This is a genomic window from Escherichia sp. E1130 (assembly GCF_005781065.1).
GTDB lineage: Bacteria > Pseudomonadota > Gammaproteobacteria > Enterobacterales > Enterobacteriaceae > Escherichia.
In genome coordinates, this window is record NZ_VATL01000024.1 from 2,800 (window position 1) to 20,642 (window position 17,843).

Below are 17,843 nucleotides of genomic sequence, written 5' to 3' on the forward strand. Positions count from 1 at the left end.
CCCCCCCCCCCCCCACACACACCCAGCACGCCAATGCGTTCAGCATCAACATATGGCAGAGTTACTGCATAATCGATAACACGGCTAATATCCTCTACGCGCTGTGTCGGATCTTCTATCCAACGAGGCTCCCCACCAGATTCTCCCTGGAAACTGGCGTCATAAGCGAGAACGACATAGCCTTTTTCAGCCAATGCCTTGCCATAGATATTGCCAGACGTCTGCTCCTTACAACTGCCAAAAGGATGGACGCTGATAATCGCCGGATACTGTTTTGACTCATCAAAATTTGGTGGAAACTGAATATTGGCAGCAATATGCCAGGCCATATCACTATTGCGGATTTGAATATGTTTCATTACAGAGTTTCCTCAAAGAACGGAGCTAATACTGAAATTGCTTCAGCCACATAGGCTTTGCCGTCATAAAGATCCATATGGTTTGCGCCTTCAACAATGTGATAGCGTTTATCCTGGCTTGATGCCCGATCGTACAGGTCGTCACTCATCCATTTGCTCCCTGCCTGGCTGCCCGCCACAATCTGCATCGGCTGAGTCAGGTACACTTCCGCCATATGGTAAGCATCATAGGTAATAATCTGGTTAAGGCTGCGCAAAGTAGCGTAACCCGGTGCTGTTGGATACTGCGCACGAGGTGTGTGGTAATACTCCCAGGCCTGACGCAGTTCTTCGTTCGGCGCATCGGCCTCCTTCATTGGAGCCAGTGGCATAATGGCGTATTCTTCGCTGCTAATATCGCTGGTTCGGGCGTTTGAGCCAGCTTCAATGTGTGGCAGAGCATCAATAGATTTCACATTGTTTTCCCAACCATTGCGGAACATCGAACCAATATTGACCGCACTAACGGTACCGATGGCCTTGATGCGGCGATCCTGAATTGCAGCATTGGCTGTATATCCTGCACCGGCACAAATTCCCATCGCACCAATTCGGGTATTGTCGACATAAGAAAGCGTTGTCAGGTAATCAATCACGGCACTGACGTCTTCAGTACGAATGTATGGGTTTTCTAACTGACGCGGCTCGCCGCCACTTTCACCTTGATAAGATGCGTCATAAGCAATAGTGACAAATCCCTTTTCCGCCAGTTTTTCGGCATAGGTTCCGGCCGTTTGCTCTTTAACGCCCCCACCTGGGTGAGATACCACAATTGCCGGATACTGACGGGTTTCATCAAATTTTGGAGGGAAATAGATCACTGCAGACAAAGAGATGGTTGGATTATTGCTGTTAGTGAAGCTGACTTTATTATTCATCATTCCGTTCCTCATGGAGTTGTTAACGGTGGGTGATATCACTATAGATATTGATCATTAAGTTGATTAGACCCAAAATCATGATTAGACCTATCATTTAAATGATTAATAGATTGTATGGAGATACTGAATGAAGCGTGAAGAAATCGCTGATCTGATGGCGTTTGTCGTCGTTGCAGAGGAGCGTAGCTTCACTCGCGCAGCAGCCCGCCTGAGCATGGCGCAGTCAGCTTTAAGCCAGATAGTGCGCCGTATAGAAGAACGATTGGGATTGCGGCTTCTGACGCGAACCACGCGCAGTGTTGTACCCACTGAAGCGGGCGAGCATCTTTTGTCTGTTCTTGGCCCTATGCTGCATGACATAGATTCTGCCCTGGCATCCCTGAGCGATCTGCAGAACCGCCCATCCGGGACAATACGTATTACTACTGTAGAACATGCAGCAAAAACGATATTGTTACCAGCCATGCGCACATTCCTGAAATCACACCCTGAAATTGATATTCAGCTTATCATTGATTATGGTTTGACTGATGTCGTTTCTGAGCGTTTTGATGCAGGCGTCCGTCTGGGTGGGGAGATGGATAAAGATATGATCGCCATTCGAATCGGGCCAGATATACCAATGGCTATTGTTGGCTCACCGGATTATTTTTCCCGCCGAAGTGTTCCAACGTCAGTGTCACAATTAATAGATCATCAGGCAGTTAATTTGTATCTTCCCACATCGGGTACAGCAAATCGCTGGAGATTAATACGCGGTGGACGCGAAGTTCGTGTTCGCATGGAAGGTCAGCTTTTACTGAATACGATAGACCTGATCATTGATGCTGCAATTGATGGGCATGGATTGGCGTATCTACCTTATGATCAGGTTGAACGGGCTATTAAAGAAAAAAAACTGATACGTGTTCTGGATAAATTTACACCAGATTTACCCGGTTATCACCTGTACTATCCGCATCGTCGACATGCTGGCTCGGCATTCTCATTATTTATAGATAGAGTGAAGTATAAAGGTGTTGTTTAGTTCTGATACGTTAATTTAATTTCTCCCTTAACGTATTGACGGTTATTTTCGACGTTTTGGTCGTTGTTTCTTCTTCGTACAATGACGGCAATTACGTCCTCTTACTTTTATTATAGCGGATGTTAATACCATAATTTCTGACTACACTATTGCTAACAAATACATTTATGAATAACACTGATTTCAAACGTCCACAATTAACATTGCCGAATGGAGCAAACAAACTGCTGTTACACTCGTGCTGTGCACCCTGCTCTGGAGAGATTATGGAGGCGATTGAAGCCTCGGGAATTGATTACACTATATTCTTTTATAATCCTAATATTCACCCGCAGAAGGAGTACCTTATCCGTAAGGAAGAGAATATGCGTTTTGCTGAAAAACATGGCGTGCCTTTTGTTGATGCTGATTATGATACCGAAAACTGGTTTGAACGTGCGAAAGGAATGGAATGGGAACCTGAACGTGGTGTTCGTTGCACAATGTGCTTTGACATGCGCCTTGAACGCACTGCATTGTATGCCGCGGAACATGGGTTCAGCGTGATTAGCAGTTCGCTTGGAATTTCTCGTTGGAAGAACCTGCAACAGGTTAATGACAGTGGCCGACGAGCTGCTGCGCGTTATCCGGGAATGGTGTACTTGGATTACAACTGGCGTAAGCAGGGCGGTTCATCGCGCATGATTGAGATTAGCAAGCGTGAGCAGTTTTACCAGCAGGAGTATTGTGGCTGCGTCTATTCACTACGTGATGTGAATATGTATCGTAAGTCGCAGGGCAGGCCGCTCATTAAACTCGGCAAACTTTACTATGGTAAGGACGGTGAATAACACTGCATCAGAGTATTTTTTACTATGCAGTAATTCATAGCACAAAGGTGGGAAAAAACTGAGACACATAAGGCCTCACAGTGGCTTGCAAGGCCACACATGCATTGAGATGTTAATAAAATGTAGACTTGTGATTTTGATATAAATGGTAGAGAAAACCTTTCCCCAAAATAAAAACGAACGTCAATGAAATCAAACGGTTGAATAAAGTTGATTTTGGCTAATAAAAAGACAAGAAAATAATATTTATGATTAAATATCAGCGAGTTGAATACATAATTTTTATATACTGCTGCGCCATATGGGCTGGACTGAAGCCGCAGACCTGATTGTTAAAGGTATGGAAGGCGCAATCAATGCCAAGACCGTAACCTATGACTTCGAACGTCTGATGGAAGGCGCTAAACTGCTGAAATGTTCAGAGTTTGGTGATGCGATCATCAAGAACATGTAATTCGGTAATTTATTAAATCCATTAACGGGAGCGTAACGCTCCCGTTATTTTTGTCAGGATGCTAACGGTTATCAAAATAAGTTATCAAAACCCCCAGGTAGTTGGGGGATGGTCAGATGGTTGTTCTAATGCCAGGTTCCAATTCTGTGCCAGAATCGGACGTCGCAATCGCAACAACGACGAATCCGTTAGTCCACAATAAAGAGTTTTGCTCCTGTCTCCGTTCTGGACTGATGTGGCTCTGCGTTATCACCAACCTGATAACTCATCCCCGCAGTTAAAGTGAATTTGCGGCCATCTGCGAGCAGTGTTTCGAGTTCTCCCTCCAAGCATAAAAGGATATGACCTTTACTGCACCAATGATCCGCCAGGTAACCTGGGGTATATTCAACCATTCGCACACGGATTTGGTTCGGCTTGTGACCAAAAAATTGTGTGCGCCAGTAGGCCATGCCTGTTTCCCCGGGATGTTCTGTTTTTTCGACTTCACCCCAGTTGGTGGTGCCAAAAGCAAATGCTTCGATATTCATTTTATGGCCTTTCGTTGTTAAGAAAGAGTGCTTGAGCCCAGGTTGGAATGAATTAACATAAGAAAAAATAATTTATATATCAACACATTATTTTTGCCTTAGGTATTATTATAGCGTTTCAATAATTAAGAGTAAAAAGCTAAAACTAAATCCGAAAAATAATCTGGTAACATTTTTAAATAATGGAAAATTAAAGTGCTGCTATATGTTTATCTTATTTCTAATTCTCATAGACGAAATTTTTCATGTTATGATATAATATGACGAAAATCGCAGGTTATCAACCTGTTATTGATGTAAATAAATTTCGAGGAGATTATTCCAGTGGGACGTAAATGGGCCAATATCGTAGCTAAAAAAACGGCTAAAGACGGGGCAACGTCTAAAGTATATGCAAAATTCGGTGTGGAAATCTATGCTGCGGCTAAACAAGGTGAACCAGACCCAGAATTAAACACTTCTTTAAAGTTCGTTATTGAACGCGCGAAGCAGGCGCAAGTTCCAAAACACGTTATTGATAAAGCTATTGATAAAGCCAAAGGTGGCGGAGACGAAACGTTCGTACAAGGACGTTATGAAGGCTTTGGACCCAATGGTTCAATGATTATCGCTGAAACGTTGACTTCAAACGTTAACCGTACGATTGCTAACGTTCGTACAATTTTCAATAAAAAAGGCGGTAACATTGGCGCGGCAGGTTCTGTCAGCTATATGTTTGACAATACTGGCGTGATTGTATTTAAAGGAACTGACCCTGACCGTATTTTTGAAATTTTGCTTGAAGCTGAAGTGGATGTCCGTGATGTGACCGAAGAAGAAGGAAACATCGTTATTTATACTGAGCCTACAGACCTTCACAAAGGAATTGCAGCTCTAAAAGCAGCTGGAATTACTGAGTTCTCAACAACAGAATTAGAAATGATTGCTCAATCAGAAGTTGAGCTTTCACCAGAAGATTTAGAAATCTTTGAAGGACTTATTGATGCCCTCGAAGATGACGACGATGTTCAAAAAGTATATCATAACGTTGCAAATCTCTAATTATAAATTAAAGAAATCTGTCTTTATGGCAGATTTCTTATTCTTAAAGAATGTTTAAAAGCATATAAAAAGACTCTCATCTAAAAAATAAGACTAATCGAAATTACTGATTTTAACTATCTCATGATTAACGGCAAAGGATCATCCGATGGGTGGGAATTGCGCGAAAAACATAATGGTTTACAGTCGAAATATCAGAATGTAATGCCTGTTGATTGTTACGTAAAATATCAAGAATGATCATCAAGAACTGAATTTTTAAAATGGCAGTTTTCACCAAAACGTTGCCCGGTACCAGGAACATATGGCATTGTATTCTTGATACTCGGGCAATGGGCATGTTACATCAGAATATAATCATGGATACGCAGTTTTATAGCGCCCATTAAAAATGAAAAGTGCTTTTTAAATTGGCGGTAGCCCATATTTTGCGCGGGCGCGATTACATGCCTCATTAATCTTCCCATCCTCGCCAGACATGGCGAATTCTCGACATGTCGATGAGCGATTCTTGTATATGGTGCAACATGCGTTTTTTCCAGGCGTTCCTGCCAGGGCGACACAACGTGGATCCTTCTGGTTAGTACCGCTCATACATCGGTGGTAAGGGGATATTTGCTCAGTAAGATGAGCCGGGATAGTGCCGCCTGCATCATCTGCTTCGGCCCAGTAAAAAGAGACGCGGAAAAATGCACAACAGGCACCACACGCCAGGCATGGATTCAGATTGCTCATAATTCACCAGTACTACTATATACATCACAATACATCATAACAAAAAATGCAGACACGCCCTGTAAAGATGCGTGTCTGTGACCGGCTGGTGAATTTTCTATAGTCAACTACTGAATGATCACCAGCTGTTATTAATTTTACATATCCACTGAGATATAACCAGATAGTCAAAATATAAACAGAGTAAATTAATCTTTACAATTTGTAACTACAGGGTTTAGGAAGGGAGTGCTTTATGGAATCAGAGTCTACATTATCTTGTTACTATAGGATGATTTTATAAGCATAGTGGATATTGTGATTGTTTTAATTCTGGTTGATTAAAGGGACTCATCAGAAAATGTTATTTCTCTGATGTTCAAAAATATGAGCAAGCTCAGGTTATAATATTTTGTATTTATATTACGGTTGTCTCATCGTTCACATTGATTATTGTGTTAATGGTAAAAACGTTATGATTCAATTCAATAGTGCATTTGACTTCGAGCATACCAGAACACGTCTTCTTAAGGCGGTATCAAATAATGGTCTGGTTTTATTTGGCGAGTTTGACCACGCGAAAGCTGCCAGTAATGCAGGTCTTGTAATGCCGCCAACGACTGTTCTGGTATTTGGTAATCCTGAAAAGGGAACGCCTTTGATGTTGGAACATCCAGACCTCGCTCTGGATTTACCTTTCAGGGTACTCCTTCGCCAGCTGCCCGGAGGTCAGGTCAACGTTAGATTTCATTCGGCAGAAGAATTGAAATGTTATGGACTTGACTCAACGGCGATACAAACGCTGAAAAAGCTGGAATTGCTGGTACAGAAATGCATTCAACCTATTGATTCACATATGTATAAAGGCGAAGGTTAAAGCTAAACAGAAACGTGCTCAACCTATATTTTTGTTCCCGAATTATTACCCCATGCCTCTTGTCTGCTTAAAGACCCATTGATCAGCGCGGACATTAGTTTTTCATCAGTCATTGAAAGACTTGCGGCATGTTGGGCAAAATTTCATCTGATGCGTGGATATTTCTGATTCTCTCGACCATGCTCTCTGTAGACGCCAGATTGAGCGAATGAATGTCAACCCCCTCTATTAACCTGTTGTCAGGGACACGCAGATGCGCAATACACTTATCCCTATCCTCGCTGCGGTTTGCCTGTTTATTACCGGCGTCTCTATTTTGAACATCCAGCTCTGGTATTCCGCAAAAGCGGAGAGCCTGGCAGGGGCGAGATATGCCGCAAACAATATCAATTATATACTTGAGGAAGCGTCACAGGCGATTCAAACGGTACGGGAAATAGCCAGAAAAGGGTGTGATCTGGATGAACAATATCAACTAGGTACAGAAGCAGCGCTCAAGCCACATCTGCGTACGATCATCATTCTCAAACAAGATGCGGTCTGGTGTACTTCACTGCCGGGGAACCGCGTACTGCTATCACGTATACCCGTGATTCCTGAAAGCAATTTACTGCTAGCTCCGGCAATCGATACTGTTAATAAAATGCCCATTTTGCTTTATCAGAATCAGTTCGCAGATACCCGAGTTTTGGTGACTATTAGCGATCAACATATTCGTGGCGCGCTCAATGTGCCGTTGAAGGGGGCGAAATATACTTTACTCGTTGGCGGTAGCATTATTGGCCCGTCGGGAGATGTGACAGCTCTCAATGGTAAAAATCATTTTTCTGGACGAGTCAGTTCCACAAAATATCATTTCAGTATTATTTATAACCAGCCGCCTCTATTTAGCTTTAGCAGACTTATCGATAAAGGTCTGGGGATTTTGATATTCATTTTGTTGATTTCCTGCGCCGTTGTCTTCCTGCTTGATAAATATTTCAACAAAAGCGCGACACCGGAAGAGATCCTGCGGCGGGCAATACATAACGGTGAAATTGTGCCTTTTTATCAACCAGTGGTAAATGGGCTGGAAGGGACGTTACGCGGCGTGGAAGTCCTTGCCCGCTGGAAACACCCTCGGGGAGGATATATCTCTCCTGCGGCTTTCATTCCTCTTGCTGAAAAATCAGGGTTGATAGTTCCGCTCACCCAAAGTTTGATGAGCCAGGTCGCCAAACAAATGAATGCGATCGAAAGTAAACTGCCAGAAGGTTTTCACGTTGGGATAAATTTCAGCGCCTCGCATATTATTTCGCCGACATTTGTTGAAGAATGCCTGAAATACAAGGACAGCTTCACGCGCCGTGATTTGAATCTCGTGCTTGAAGTCACTGAGCGTGAGCCTTTGCATGTTGATGAAAGTCTGGTCCAGCGACTAAACATTTTGCATGAAAATGGTTTTGTCATCGCACTGGATGATTTTGGTACTGGATACTCGGGGCTTTCTTATCTCCATGATCTACATATTGATTATATTAAGATTGATCACAGCTTCGTCGGGCGGGTCAACGCAGATCCAGATTCCACCCGGATCCTGGACTGCGTGCTGGATCTGGCGCGCAAACTTTCTATCAGTATTGTCGCTGAAGGTGTTGAGACGAAGGAGCAGCTCGATTACCTGAACCAAAACAACATCACGTTCCAACAGGGATACTATTTCTATAAACCGGTGACATATATTGAGCTGGTCAAAATTATTCTCTCAAAACCGAAGGTGAAAGTGGTGGTTGAGTGAAAAATGATCGCCTGAGCGTGAGGTGACGTAATTATAGACAGCTAATTAGCTCGTTTCGTCTTGTTACTATTGTTCATTATTTTGTTTGCTATAATTGTCTGAAATTTTTGACAGGATTACCATCAGTAGCATGAACAAGAGTAATAATCTGGATTATTTTACTTTATATATCATTTTCTCCATTGCATTTATGCTAATCACTTTCCTGGTTATCCTTTTTGCCAAACCCAGCACCTGGCTGGGAGAAGTGCTTGTTACTATAAATTTGCTAAATGCGTTGGTTTGGTTGGCGATCAATGTGGTTAATCGGTTAAGGGAAAAACTCGTTAGCCATAGGGATCAGCATTAATCCTTCTGTTATCACTGTCAGAAAACGGCTAAATGAGTTGCTGGCAGTGCGCGTAATCTGGGGGAAATTAAACTTGGCGTAAATGGCAATCTGAATCCAGCGGCCAGCGTCTGGGGAAATGTTGGCGTTCAACTCGGTGATAATGGCTACAATGACACCGCAGTTATGGTGGGATTGAAATATAAGTTCTGATTCCTTCGCCTGCTAAAAAAACGCGCCGAATCAATCGGCGCGGTACGACATTAATGATTATTTTTTGCCAATGGCACGCATGGTGTCATCAATGGCGGTAATTAACAGCATTTGCGGATCTTTAGCACAAACCTGGTTCAGTTTTTCTACCACTTTGGCACTGAGTTCCGGAGATTGCTCGATTTTTAAATCACGGCTCGTAACGCTGGCGTTACCCATTACAGCCACAATTTCTGCAACCTGTGCGCTGTCAGTTTTTGCCATTTCGTTGGCTTCAGCACAAGTAATATAGGTTTCTGCTGGCAAACCGTTCTTAATATTGTAGTCCTGCGCCCAGCTCATTGGTGCGAAAACAAACAGACCAGCCAGTAATGCAAATTTTTTCATCATCATTCCTTATTTCATTTTACCCAGAATGGCACCACCTGTGCCGCCAACTACAGCACCTTTAATCGCGCCTTCCAGACCATTGCCGGTCAACACGCCAGTGACTGCACCAACGGCAGCACCCACTTTCGCACCTTTGCGGGCATTTTTACCGTCACGACCTTTTTCAGTTACTGCACCAACACCAGCGCCCACAGCAGCGCCTTTCAGCACACCATTAACGCCATTGCCAGTCAGTAAACCTACGCCTGCACCTAACAGCGCACCTTTCGTGGTGCGATTCATATCCGCCATTGCTGGTGCGGAGCAGAACAATGCTGAGATAAGCCCGAAGGCGAGTATTTTTTTCTTCAACTTAGATGTCCGGTATTAAGTAAGTTGCACACACAATAATTTCGTCTTTAATTAATATTAACTTAACTAAAGAACGCTCGCTATTATTCAGATAATTCAAAATGAGCGCGAATGGTATAATAGTAATTGTGTTTTATGCTTGAATGGGAATAATCTTAAATAAGGATTAACTCATTGATTTGAAATATTTTCTTCAAGAAATGTCATCAGGTGTTAACATGGTATTGTAAAGGTTATGCGATCTGAAATATCAATATTGTTGTGTGATTTAAATGTAAAAAATATTTATCAAAAAAGGCAGGATAAGTAATTTCGCTCTGGTGGCAATAGTGTGAATTAGCGGCGATTTGAGCTGACAATAGAAGGGGAGAACAAAATTTAGACCAAATGCAATCTGACAGATACCAGTATAAACAACCGGTAACTGTCAGATCAGGTTTGAGCTAATACAGCTTATTTCAGCTCTTCTGCTTCTGGTAAGGTCACGTTAAGCTCAAGAATGGAAATATCGCCATCCTTTTGCTCGAGTTGTACGGTTACCATCTCGGGATCAATTTGTACGTATTTACAAATGACATCAAGAATATCTTTACGCAACTGCGGCAGATAGTGTGGTTCTGCATCGCTGCGACGACGTTCAGCAACAATAATCTGCAGCCGTTCTTTTGCAATGTTGGCCGTGTTTTTCTTCCGTGAGAGAAAGAAATCGAGTAATGCCATAACTTATCCTCCGAACAAGCGTTTGAGGAAGCCTTTCTTCTCTTCTTCAATGAAGCGGAAAGGGCGTTCTTCACCCAACAGGCGTTCTACGGTATCTGCGTAGGCTTTACCCGCATCGGCATTGATGTCGAGAATGACCGGTTCACCCTGGTTAGAGGCGCGCAATACGGATTGATCCTCTGGGATCACACCGACGAGTTTGATGCGCAGGATTTCCAGCACGTCTTCCATACTCAGCATGTCTCCTTTGTGCACGCGACCAGGGTTATAGCGCGTTAACAGCAGGTGCTCTTTAATGGGTTCTTCGCCGTTTTCTGCGCGACGTGATTTCGACGCCAGAATACCTAAAATACGGTCAGAGTCACGAACTGATGAGACTTCCGGGTTCGTGGTAATAATGGCTTCATCAGCGAAATAAAGAGCCATTAATGCACCGGTTTCAATACCCGCCGGTGAGTCACAAACGATAAACTCAAAGTCCATCGCTTTTAGGTCATCAAGAACTTTGGCCACCCCTTCGCGGGTGAGGGCATCTTTATCGCGAGTTTGCGATGCCGGGAGAATGTAGAGGTTATCAGTACGCTTATCCTTAATTAGCGCCTGATTTAGCGTTGCATCGCCCTGAATGACGTTGACGAAATCGTACACGACCCGACGCTCACAACCCATAATCAGGTCGAGGTTACGCAAGCCGATATCAAAATCGATCACGACAGTTTTCTTTCCCTTCTGGGCCAAACCAGTGGCGATGGCCGCGCTGGAGGTGGTCTTTCCAACGCCCCCTTTCCCCGAAGTAACAACAATAATGCGTGCCATAAAAATTCCTTGTTAAAAAGGGATCAATTTAACGATTGAACGGTCAAAGCGTTTTCGACTAATTGCAGCCGTGCCGCTTTGCCATAAAATTCTACTGGGATTTTATCACTCAGCCAGTATTCACCAGCAATAGATACTAGTTCGGCCATCAGGTTAGTACAAAATATTTGCGCTTCCCGGTCACCACTTGCCCCGGCCAGCGCACGACCGCGCATCATGCCATAGATATGAATGTTACCATCTGCGATCAATTCTGCTCCTGCACTTACATTACTTGTAACAATCAAATCACATTGTGGAGCATAAATGCGCTGACCGGAACGTACAGGAGTATCTATTAAACGTGTTTTTGTGTCCGGGATCGTATTTTGCGCTGGAACCTGGGGAACGGGAGCTGAACGTGGCGCTTTTTCCTTTCCTTCAGTCAGGATTGGTAGCCCCATCTTTTCTATTTCAGCTTTCAGTTTCGCATTTTTGCAACCGCTGACGCCAATTATCCGCAAGCCAGTTGCTGAGATAGCTTTGTGCATTGCTGACCAGTTGACCCGTTCTTCGAGGCCACTGACATTGAGTACGACGGGTGCATGTTTTAAAAATGCCGGGGCCTGAGCGATTTTGTCTTCCAGCGCTTGATGAATAATCTTAGGCTCTGCCTCATGCAGATGAACCACGGATAAGGTGAAGTTGCTACCTTTAAGCTCGATTGGCGTGTTTGACATCCTGGCCTTACTCAATTAGCTAATTATCATCATCAGCGAGCGATGATATTACGAAGACTATCAGGCATGTTATAGTCTGGATTATATTGAGGCAAGTCACCCCCACATTTATTCAGAGTAAAATTATGTTTTGTGTGATCTATCGAAGTAGCAAACGTGACCAGACCTATTTATATGTCGAAAAAAAAGACGATTTTTCGCGTGTTCCAGAGGAGCTGATGAAAGGGTTTGGCCAACCTCAACTCGCGATGATTCTGCCATTGGATGGGCGGAAAAAACTGGTTAATGCCGATATTGAGAAAGTTAAGCAGGCATTAGCCGAGCAAGGTTATTATCTCCAGTTACCACCACCACCTGAAGATTTGCTTAAACAACATCTTTCTGTGATGGCGAAAAATACAGACAGTACTGACAAATAACCGATATCCGGCGGTGGCATCATATTCGTTGGAGCGGACTTTAAGAACCACGATGAAGTGAGAGGAACGTTATGTATCAACATCACAACTGGCAAGGTGCGCTGCTGGATTATCCGGTGAGTAAGGTCGTCTGTGTTGGCAGTAACTATGCCAAACATATTAAAGAGATGGGGAGTGAAGTGCCCGAAGAGCCCGTGTTGTTTATTAAACCTGAAACGGCACTGTGTGATCTGCGCCAGCCCCTGGCTATCCCCTCTGATTTCGGCTCGGTTCATCATGAAGTTGAACTGGCGGTGTTGATTGGCGCGACGCTACGTCAGGCCACGGAAGAGCATGTGCGCAAAGCTATTGCAGGTTACGGTGTGGCGCTCGATCTGACATTACGTGATGTTCAGGGAAAAATGAAGAAAGCCGGACAGCCGTGGGAAAAGGCCAAAGGGTTTGATAACTCGTGTCCACTTTCCGGATTCATTCCTGCAGTAGAGTTCAGCGGTGATCCACAAAATACGTCGCTGGGTCTAAGTGTAAACGGCGAACAACGCCAACAAGGTACGACTGCGGACATGATCCACAAAATCGTTCCACTGATTGCTTATATGAGCAAGTTTTTTACCCTTAAGGCCGGTGACGTTGTGCTGACAGGCACGCCTGATGGTGTTGGTCCGCTGCACAGTGGCGATGAATTGACGGTTACTTTCGGCGGTCATTCTTTGACAACTCGCGTTTTGTAATACTTTTGCCGCCTGAAAGGGGCGGCAAAGCTTGCATCGCCGTGCCAGACTGGTTATAAGGTGCGTTTTAACGTAATGGTGGAACACCTGATGAGCGATATACCTTTCTGGCAAAGTAAAACCCTGGACGAAATGAGCGATGCAGAATGGGAGTCGTTGTGTGATGGTTGTGGTCAGTGCTGCCTGCATAAACTGATGGATGAAGACACCGACGAAATCTACTTCACTAACGTTGCCTGCCGTCAGCTCAATATTAAAACTTGTCAATGTCGGAACTACGAACGCCGCTTCGAGTTTGAACCCGACTGCATTAAATTAACTCGTGAAAATCTGCCCACGTTCGAATGGCTACCGATGACTTGTGCTTATCGCTTGTTGGCGGAGGGTAAAGATTTACCTGCGTGGCATCCGCTACTTACCGGTTCAAAAGCAGCCATGCATGGCGAACGCATTTCAGTGCGCCATATCGCGGTGAAAGAGTCGGAAGTGATTGACTGGCAGGACCATATCTTAAATAAACCTGACTGGGCGCAATAATCCGCATCAGTCAAACCGCCGCGAAAATGGTCCTTGCGGTTTTCTGGTCATCAATAACAAGGTCTGGCGCACAGTGTATTAGAGATTTGCTACCCGGGAAGAAATGAACCGATTTCCCAGACGTGTCGCCAGAGTGCCACGATGAAGTTTGGGCTGGCGGTATATTGGAAGTATGAAATATTTTGTACTGGTGGGCTGACGTATTAATCCTGAATCCTGCAAAAAATTTTCGAGCTAAAAAGTGAGAGCGTCATCGCTGTTTCTAAGTAAATTGCAGCACGCGAAAAAAGATAATCTACGGTATGACAATAATTTAAATGCCGTAACCAATGGACACATTTATTAGACTGCCTGAACATGCATGCTTATTCTACTCAGGTGTTCTGGTGGGTATAAAATGAAAGACGGTAAATTCGGACATCAAACGACGCCGTTATATATCCGAGATACAGGTAGTTGATATAAAAATACTCGTGAATATGCTTGTAGAATATGTAAAAAATTCATAAAGTCCTTTTATATTGTTAGCTTTATTTAGCGCTATGCACTGGCGGTTGAAACTGAGAATGGGTGATTCTGATTACGTGAGATTGTTCAATTCCAGTCTATGTTTACTCTACAATAATGCAAATGACAGTGGACAAAGAAGCGCCATCAGGCGATGGATTCGCCGTAGAATGCTACTACCTGAGCAGGATAGGCCACAGCAAGATCCTGATCTACCCTATGATTTTCAACATAATAAATACCCCCATCTTCCTGAGCGTAAATACCCAACGTTACGCAACTCCCCCCCACGCATGGAAAAGTCCTGCATTAACTTTTTGTCTGTCATATTGCTTTTCATTATCCAACTCTGGCGTGATTAATATCACGCCGTGCTGAAAAAGCTCCATTCATACTGTTAATCCATGGTAACGTGTCTTTAGCTGATCGATAAACTTTAGGGCTATAGTAAAAACGCTTCACGATAAAAATATAAATATCGGAAGATATTATTGACTTGATCATTATCAATGACCATCTTGAAGGCCGCCACCGGGAATAATGTGTCAGGAAAATAATAACTACTCTTTATATTATTTTAATATCGAAGATATCCCATTAACTAAAACATCTGTAATTCTATTGATCATTAAATCCTCGTTGTTAATAAAACAAATGGCTTCTTTTATTATTTTTTTTTTGAGGCTTATTTATGGTCTGTGTTATTGCTCTCGTTGTCCATCTTCTCAGATTTATTGTGGTGGGCAGAGTCCAAAGTGATGAAACCAAAGAACTGGTTGATGTCGTAACCGGATAACTCACTGCTATCCATTCATTACGTGGCCAGGATCACACGGGTACAGGATGAGCCGTAGAGCAAGGTCCGTAGGTTTACGGTGGGTTAGATAGTAAAAAGAAACGCGGCTGTCGGATTGTAGCCGCGGGACAAGGTCCAAAAATTTCCAAGAGTCGTTGAATTTCCCAGCTTTTTTGGAAGCACAGGTATCTTACTAATAACTAAAAAAGGTTTAAACTATAAAATTAACCGTATTTTTAGGTAATGCTTACCGACATATCCATACCGCGTTCAGACGGTTAACAGTGGGGCGGCAATCCTTAAGGATCAGCCTACGCAGCGACAGATATTGATAGTCTGAATCAGTATTGATCTGCTGGTAAGAACAGACTACTGTATATAAAAACAGTATAGCTTCAGGCAGATTATTATGTTGTTTATCAAGCCTGCGGATCTCCGCGAAATTGTGACTTTTCCGCTATTTAGCGATCTTGTTCAGTGTGGCTTTCCTTCACCGGCAGCGGATTACGTTGAACAGCGTATCGATCTGAACCAATTGCTTATTCAGCATCCCAGCGCGACTTACTTCGTCAAAGCGAGCGGAGACTCCATGATTGACGGTGGGATTAGTGACGGTGATTTATTGATTGTCGATAGCGCTATTACCGCCAGCCACGGTGATATCGTCATCGCTGCTGTCGATGGCGAGTTTACGGTGAAAAAATTGCAGTTGCGCCCGACGGTACAGCTTATTCCCATGAATAGCGCGTACTCGCCGATTACCCTCGGCAGCGAGGATACGCTGGATGTCTTTGGCGTAGTTGTCCATGTAATAAAGGCGATGCGCTGATGTTTGCCCTTTGCGATGTGAACTCATTTTATGCCAGTTGTGAAGCGGTGTTTCGCCCTGACTTATGGGGTAAACCGGTGGTTGTGCTATCGAATAATGACGGTTGCGTTATTGCCCGAAACGCTGAGGCAAAGGCGCTGGGCGTTAAAATGGGCGATCCCTGGTTCAAACAAAAAGAGCTGTTTCGTCGCTGTGGCGTTGTCTGCTTTAGCAGCAATTATGAGCTTTACGCAGACATGAGCAATCGGGTGATGTCGACGCTGGAAGAGCTATCTCCTCGCGTGGAGATTTACAGTATTGATGAAGCGTTCTGCGATTTGACGGGGGTACGTAACTGCCGCGATCTCACTGACTTTGGCAGAGAAATTCGCGCAACGGTACTGCAACGAACGCATCTCACCGTGGGGGTGGGTATCGCTCAGACCAAAACGCTGGCAAAACTTGCCAATCATGCGGCAAAAAAATGGCAGCGGCAGACCGGTGGGGTGGTGGATTTATCTAATCTGGAACGCCAGCGTAAATTAATGGCCGCTTTACCCGTAGATGAAGTCTGGGGAATTGGACGGCGCATCAGCAAAAAATTGAACACGATGGGTATCAAAACCGTTCTGGATTTGGCGGATACTGATATCCGGTTTATCCGTAAACATTTTAATGTCGTGCTCGAAAGAACGGTGCGTGAACTGCGCGGCGAACCCTGTTTGCAGCTGGAAGAGTTTGCACCGACGAAGCAGGAAATTATCTGTTCCCGCTCGTTTGGCGAACGTATCACGGATTATGAATCGATGCGGCAGGCCATTTGTAGTTACGCCGCCCGGGCGGCAGAAAAACTCCGCAGTGAGCATCAATATTGTCGGTTTATCTCCACGTTTATTAAAACGTCGCCATTTGCGCTCAATGAATCCTATTACGGTAATAGTGCGTCGGTAAAACTGCTGACGCCTACCCAGGACAGCAGAGACATTATTAACGCGGCTACGCGATCTCTGGACGCCATCTGGCAAGCGGGCCATCGCTACCAAAAAGCGGGAGTGATGCTGGGCGATTTTTTCAGTCAGGGAGTGGCGCAGCTAAATTTGTTCGATGACAACGCACCGCGTCCCGGTAGTGAACAATTGATGGCGGTAATGGATATGCTGAATGCTAAGGATGGCAGGGGAACACTCTATTTTGCCGGGCAGGGGATCCAGCAACAATGGCAGATGAAGCGAGCCATGCTTTCACCACGTTATACAACGCGAAGTTCTGATTTACTGCGGGTCAAATAAACATAGCGGCAGGAAAAAGACGCTCCCGCAGGAGCGCCGAATTGATTAGCGACCAAACAGATCACGTTTTTTCGCTTTAAATGGCTGGGAAATCACCACCAGCACCGCGACAATCAGGTAAGCGATAAAAATACCGAGCAACCACTGTGGCATTTCCAGACCTAAAAATTCCCACTGACGCTCGGCACAATCGCCAGAGGCGACAAACACTTGTGGCACCCATTTATCCAGCGGCAGCCAGTCCGGGAAGCGAACCATGAAATCACAGGTCGCAAACGGTGAGGGATAGAGTTGAAGCATAGTGTGTTCGTAAGTTAACTGTACACCGCGGAACGCACTGTATAACCAGATAATCATTGCTACATAACGTAGCGGAGTTTTCGGGGCGATGGCGCCAATGAGTGCAGCGCCCAGAACGCCAAATAACGCACAACGTTCATAAATACAGAGCACGCAAGGTTTTAGTAACATCACATGCTGGAACCACAGCGCCGTCAGTTCCAGTGCCAGAGCGGTTAACGCCATTAACAACCACGCACCCCGGCCTTGTGAACATTGGTTCAAAAATCGCAACATAATAATTTCCCTGCAATATGCATCGAATGCGCAGTTTAAACCAATTCATTCGTTGCGCCACCAGGAGGGAGTAAAAATAGGATGTAATTGAACAATTATCGGGCGAAAAGGCAA

Annotated in this window: 21 protein-coding genes and 3 pseudogenes; 13 read left to right on the plus strand and 11 right to left on the minus strand. The window is 44.4% G+C overall.

All coding sequences use genetic code 11. The features are described 5' to 3' along the window. Together FEK66_RS26055 and FEK66_RS20455 are read right to left on the minus strand one after the other, a co-directional pair. Positions 1-359 (minus strand): alpha/beta hydrolase (locus FEK66_RS26055; RefSeq protein WP_140439036.1); only part of this gene is annotated, 359 nt, incomplete at its 3' end. Further along, entirely contained in the window at positions 359-1,279 is a 921-nt protein-coding gene (locus tag FEK66_RS20455) for an alpha/beta hydrolase (protein WP_000981715.1), read from the minus strand. The genes FEK66_RS20455 and FEK66_RS26055, both read right to left, overlap by 1 nt. Positions 1,280-1,406: 127 nt before the next feature. On the opposite strand from FEK66_RS20455, the gene pgrR reads away from it, so the two are divergent. From pgrR to FEK66_RS20470, 3 genes and pseudogenes are all read left to right on the plus strand, one after another. Beyond that, complete coding sequence (pgrR, locus tag FEK66_RS20460) at positions 1,407-2,306, plus strand: DNA-binding transcriptional regulator PgrR (protein WP_138211532.1); 900 nt, start codon at positions 1,407-1,409, stop codon at positions 2,304-2,306. A gap of 167 nt (positions 2,307-2,473) precedes the next feature. Further along, the gene (locus FEK66_RS20465; RefSeq protein WP_135486241.1) at positions 2,474-3,136 is read left to right on the plus strand and encodes an epoxyqueuosine reductase QueH; all 663 of its coding nucleotides are present in this window, start codon (positions 2,474-2,476) and stop codon (positions 3,134-3,136) included. A 286-nt stretch (positions 3,137-3,422) separates the two neighbouring features. Further along, a pseudogene (locus tag FEK66_RS20470) lies at positions 3,423-3,590 on the plus strand (isocitrate/isopropylmalate family dehydrogenase); the annotation flags it as partial. Positions 3,591-3,778: 188 nt separating this feature from the next. On the opposite strand, the gene FEK66_RS20475 reads toward FEK66_RS20470, so the two are convergent. Continuing rightward, positions 3,779-4,120: a DHCW motif cupin fold protein gene (locus tag FEK66_RS20475; RefSeq protein ID WP_130205597.1), complete on the minus strand. Its 342-nt coding sequence runs from the start codon at positions 4,118-4,120 to the stop codon at positions 3,779-3,781. 324 nt (positions 4,121-4,444) lie between these two features. On the opposite strand from FEK66_RS20475, the gene FEK66_RS20480 reads away from it, so the two are divergent. Next, entirely contained in the window at positions 4,445-5,161 is a 717-nt protein-coding gene (locus tag FEK66_RS20480) for a YebC/PmpR family DNA-binding transcriptional regulator (protein ID WP_130205599.1), read from the plus strand. Positions 5,162-5,566: 405 nt separating this feature from the next. On the opposite strand, the gene FEK66_RS20485 is transcribed toward FEK66_RS20480, so the two are convergent. Beyond that, entirely contained in the window at positions 5,567-5,896 is a 330-nt protein-coding gene (locus FEK66_RS20485) for a YkgJ family cysteine cluster protein (RefSeq protein ID WP_130205601.1), read from the minus strand. 454 nt (positions 5,897-6,350) lie between these two features. Between FEK66_RS20485 and FEK66_RS20490 the strand changes: the two genes are divergently transcribed. The 4 genes and pseudogenes from FEK66_RS20490 to FEK66_RS20505 all read left to right on the plus strand — a co-directional run. Further along, positions 6,351-6,752, plus strand: a complete 402-nt coding sequence (locus tag FEK66_RS20490) for a DUF302 domain-containing protein (protein WP_130205603.1) — start codon at positions 6,351-6,353, stop codon at positions 6,750-6,752. A 253-nt stretch (positions 6,753-7,005) separates the two neighbouring features. Beyond that, complete coding sequence (locus FEK66_RS20495) at positions 7,006-8,529, plus strand: cyclic diguanylate phosphodiesterase (RefSeq protein ID WP_130205605.1); 1,524 nt, start codon at positions 7,006-7,008, stop codon at positions 8,527-8,529. 130 nt (positions 8,530-8,659) lie between these two features. Continuing rightward, positions 8,660-8,878: a cell division-associated protein YmgF gene (gene ymgF, locus FEK66_RS20500; RefSeq protein ID WP_130205608.1), complete on the plus strand. Its 219-nt coding sequence runs from the start codon at positions 8,660-8,662 to the stop codon at positions 8,876-8,878. Between the two features lie 48 nt (positions 8,879-8,926). Further along, positions 8,927-9,070 (plus strand): annotated as a pseudogene (locus tag FEK66_RS20505) (autotransporter outer membrane beta-barrel domain-containing protein); the annotation flags it as partial. 57 nt (positions 9,071-9,127) lie between these two features. On the opposite strand, the gene FEK66_RS20510 reads toward FEK66_RS20505, so the two are convergent. The 6 genes and pseudogenes from FEK66_RS20510 to minC form a co-directional block, all read right to left on the minus strand. Continuing rightward, a complete protein-coding gene (locus tag FEK66_RS20510; protein WP_074399524.1) occupies positions 9,128-9,463 on the minus strand; it encodes a YmgD family protein in 336 nt (111 codons plus the stop codon). A 3-nt stretch (positions 9,464-9,466) separates the two neighbouring features. Then, positions 9,467-9,811: a YMGG-like glycine zipper-containing protein gene (locus FEK66_RS20515; RefSeq protein WP_130205610.1), complete on the minus strand. Its 345-nt coding sequence runs from the start codon at positions 9,809-9,811 to the stop codon at positions 9,467-9,469. A gap of 1 nt (position 9,812) precedes the next feature. Further along, positions 9,813-9,965, minus strand: a pseudogene (locus FEK66_RS20520) (hypothetical protein). Positions 9,966-10,264: 299 nt separating this feature from the next. Further along, on the minus strand, positions 10,265-10,531 hold the full coding sequence (minE, locus tag FEK66_RS20525) for a cell division topological specificity factor MinE (RefSeq protein ID WP_001185664.1): 267 nt from the start codon (positions 10,529-10,531) through the stop codon (positions 10,265-10,267). Between the two features lie 3 nt (positions 10,532-10,534). Further along, positions 10,535-11,347, minus strand: a complete 813-nt coding sequence (gene minD, locus FEK66_RS20530; RefSeq protein WP_000101043.1) for a septum site-determining protein MinD — start codon at positions 11,345-11,347, stop codon at positions 10,535-10,537. A 23-nt stretch (positions 11,348-11,370) separates the two neighbouring features. Continuing rightward, positions 11,371-12,066, minus strand: a complete 696-nt coding sequence (minC, locus tag FEK66_RS20535; protein ID WP_135493794.1) for a septum site-determining protein MinC — start codon at positions 12,064-12,066, stop codon at positions 11,371-11,373. Between the two features lie 125 nt (positions 12,067-12,191). Here minC and FEK66_RS20540 point away from each other — a divergent pair, with 125 nt between their 5' ends. From FEK66_RS20540 to umuC, 5 genes are all read left to right on the plus strand, one after another. After that, positions 12,192-12,485, plus strand: a complete 294-nt coding sequence (locus FEK66_RS20540) for a YcgL domain-containing protein (protein WP_130205736.1) — start codon at positions 12,192-12,194, stop codon at positions 12,483-12,485. Between the two features lie 71 nt (positions 12,486-12,556). Beyond that, a complete protein-coding gene (locus tag FEK66_RS20545; RefSeq protein WP_135493796.1) occupies positions 12,557-13,216 on the plus strand; it encodes a fumarylacetoacetate hydrolase family protein in 660 nt (219 codons plus the stop codon). Positions 13,217-13,306: 90 nt separating this feature from the next. After that, positions 13,307-13,753, plus strand: coding sequence for a YcgN family cysteine cluster protein (locus FEK66_RS20550; protein WP_205712811.1), 447 nt, complete (start codon positions 13,307-13,309; stop codon positions 13,751-13,753). Between the two features lie 1,712 nt (positions 13,754-15,465). Further along, entirely contained in the window at positions 15,466-15,885 is a 420-nt protein-coding gene (locus FEK66_RS20560; RefSeq protein ID WP_130205617.1) for a translesion error-prone DNA polymerase V autoproteolytic subunit, read from the plus strand. Further along, positions 15,885-17,153 (plus strand): DNA polymerase V catalytic protein, encoded by a 1,269-nt coding sequence (gene umuC, locus FEK66_RS20565; RefSeq protein WP_135491162.1) that lies wholly within the window; start codon positions 15,885-15,887, stop codon positions 17,151-17,153. The genes FEK66_RS20560 and umuC overlap by 1 nt, the downstream gene beginning before the upstream one ends. 45 nt (positions 17,154-17,198) lie before the next feature. Here umuC and dsbB read toward each other — a convergent pair whose 3' ends face one another. Beyond that, complete coding sequence (dsbB, locus tag FEK66_RS20570; RefSeq protein ID WP_130205621.1) at positions 17,199-17,729, minus strand: disulfide bond formation protein DsbB; 531 nt, start codon at positions 17,727-17,729, stop codon at positions 17,199-17,201. Positions 17,730-17,843: the final 114 nt, after the last annotated feature.

Bases quoted from the DNA above. Each gene is read 5' to 3' on its own strand.
- FEK66_RS20455 (WP_000981715.1), bottom strand. From the start codon at position 1,279: ATGATGAATAATAAAGTCAGCTTCACTAACAGCAATAATCCAACCATC.
- pgrR (WP_138211532.1), top strand. From the start codon at position 1,407: ATGAAGCGTGAAGAAATCGCTGATCTGATGGCGTTTGTCGTCGTTGCA.
- FEK66_RS20465 (WP_135486241.1), top strand. From the start codon at position 2,474: ATGAATAACACTGATTTCAAACGTCCACAATTAACATTGCCGAATGGA.
- FEK66_RS20475 (WP_130205597.1), bottom strand. From the start codon at position 4,120: ATGAATATCGAAGCATTTGCTTTTGGCACCACCAACTGGGGTGAAGTC.
- FEK66_RS20485 (WP_130205601.1), bottom strand. From the start codon at position 5,896: ATGAGCAATCTGAATCCATGCCTGGCGTGTGGTGCCTGTTGTGCATTT.
- FEK66_RS20490 (WP_130205603.1), top strand. From the start codon at position 6,351: ATGATTCAATTCAATAGTGCATTTGACTTCGAGCATACCAGAACACGT.
- FEK66_RS20495 (WP_130205605.1), top strand. From the start codon at position 7,006: ATGCGCAATACACTTATCCCTATCCTCGCTGCGGTTTGCCTGTTTATT.
- ymgF (WP_130205608.1), top strand. From the start codon at position 8,660: ATGAACAAGAGTAATAATCTGGATTATTTTACTTTATATATCATTTTC.
- FEK66_RS20510 (WP_074399524.1), bottom strand. From the start codon at position 9,463: ATGATGATGAAAAAATTTGCATTACTGGCTGGTCTGTTTGTTTTCGCA.
- minE (WP_001185664.1), bottom strand. From the start codon at position 10,531: ATGGCATTACTCGATTTCTTTCTCTCACGGAAGAAAAACACGGCCAAC.
- minD (WP_000101043.1), bottom strand. From the start codon at position 11,347: ATGGCACGCATTATTGTTGTTACTTCGGGGAAAGGGGGCGTTGGAAAG.
- minC (WP_135493794.1), bottom strand. From the start codon at position 12,066: ATGTCAAACACGCCAATCGAGCTTAAAGGTAGCAACTTCACCTTATCC.
- FEK66_RS20540 (WP_130205736.1), top strand. From the start codon at position 12,192: ATGTTTTGTGTGATCTATCGAAGTAGCAAACGTGACCAGACCTATTTA.
- FEK66_RS20545 (WP_135493796.1), top strand. From the start codon at position 12,557: ATGTATCAACATCACAACTGGCAAGGTGCGCTGCTGGATTATCCGGTG.
- FEK66_RS20550 (WP_205712811.1), top strand. From the start codon at position 13,307: ATGAGCGATATACCTTTCTGGCAAAGTAAAACCCTGGACGAAATGAGC.
- FEK66_RS20560 (WP_130205617.1), top strand. From the start codon at position 15,466: ATGTTGTTTATCAAGCCTGCGGATCTCCGCGAAATTGTGACTTTTCCG.
- umuC (WP_135491162.1), top strand. From the start codon at position 15,885: ATGTTTGCCCTTTGCGATGTGAACTCATTTTATGCCAGTTGTGAAGCG.
- dsbB (WP_130205621.1), bottom strand. From the start codon at position 17,729: ATGTTGCGATTTTTGAACCAATGTTCACAAGGCCGGGGTGCGTGGTTG.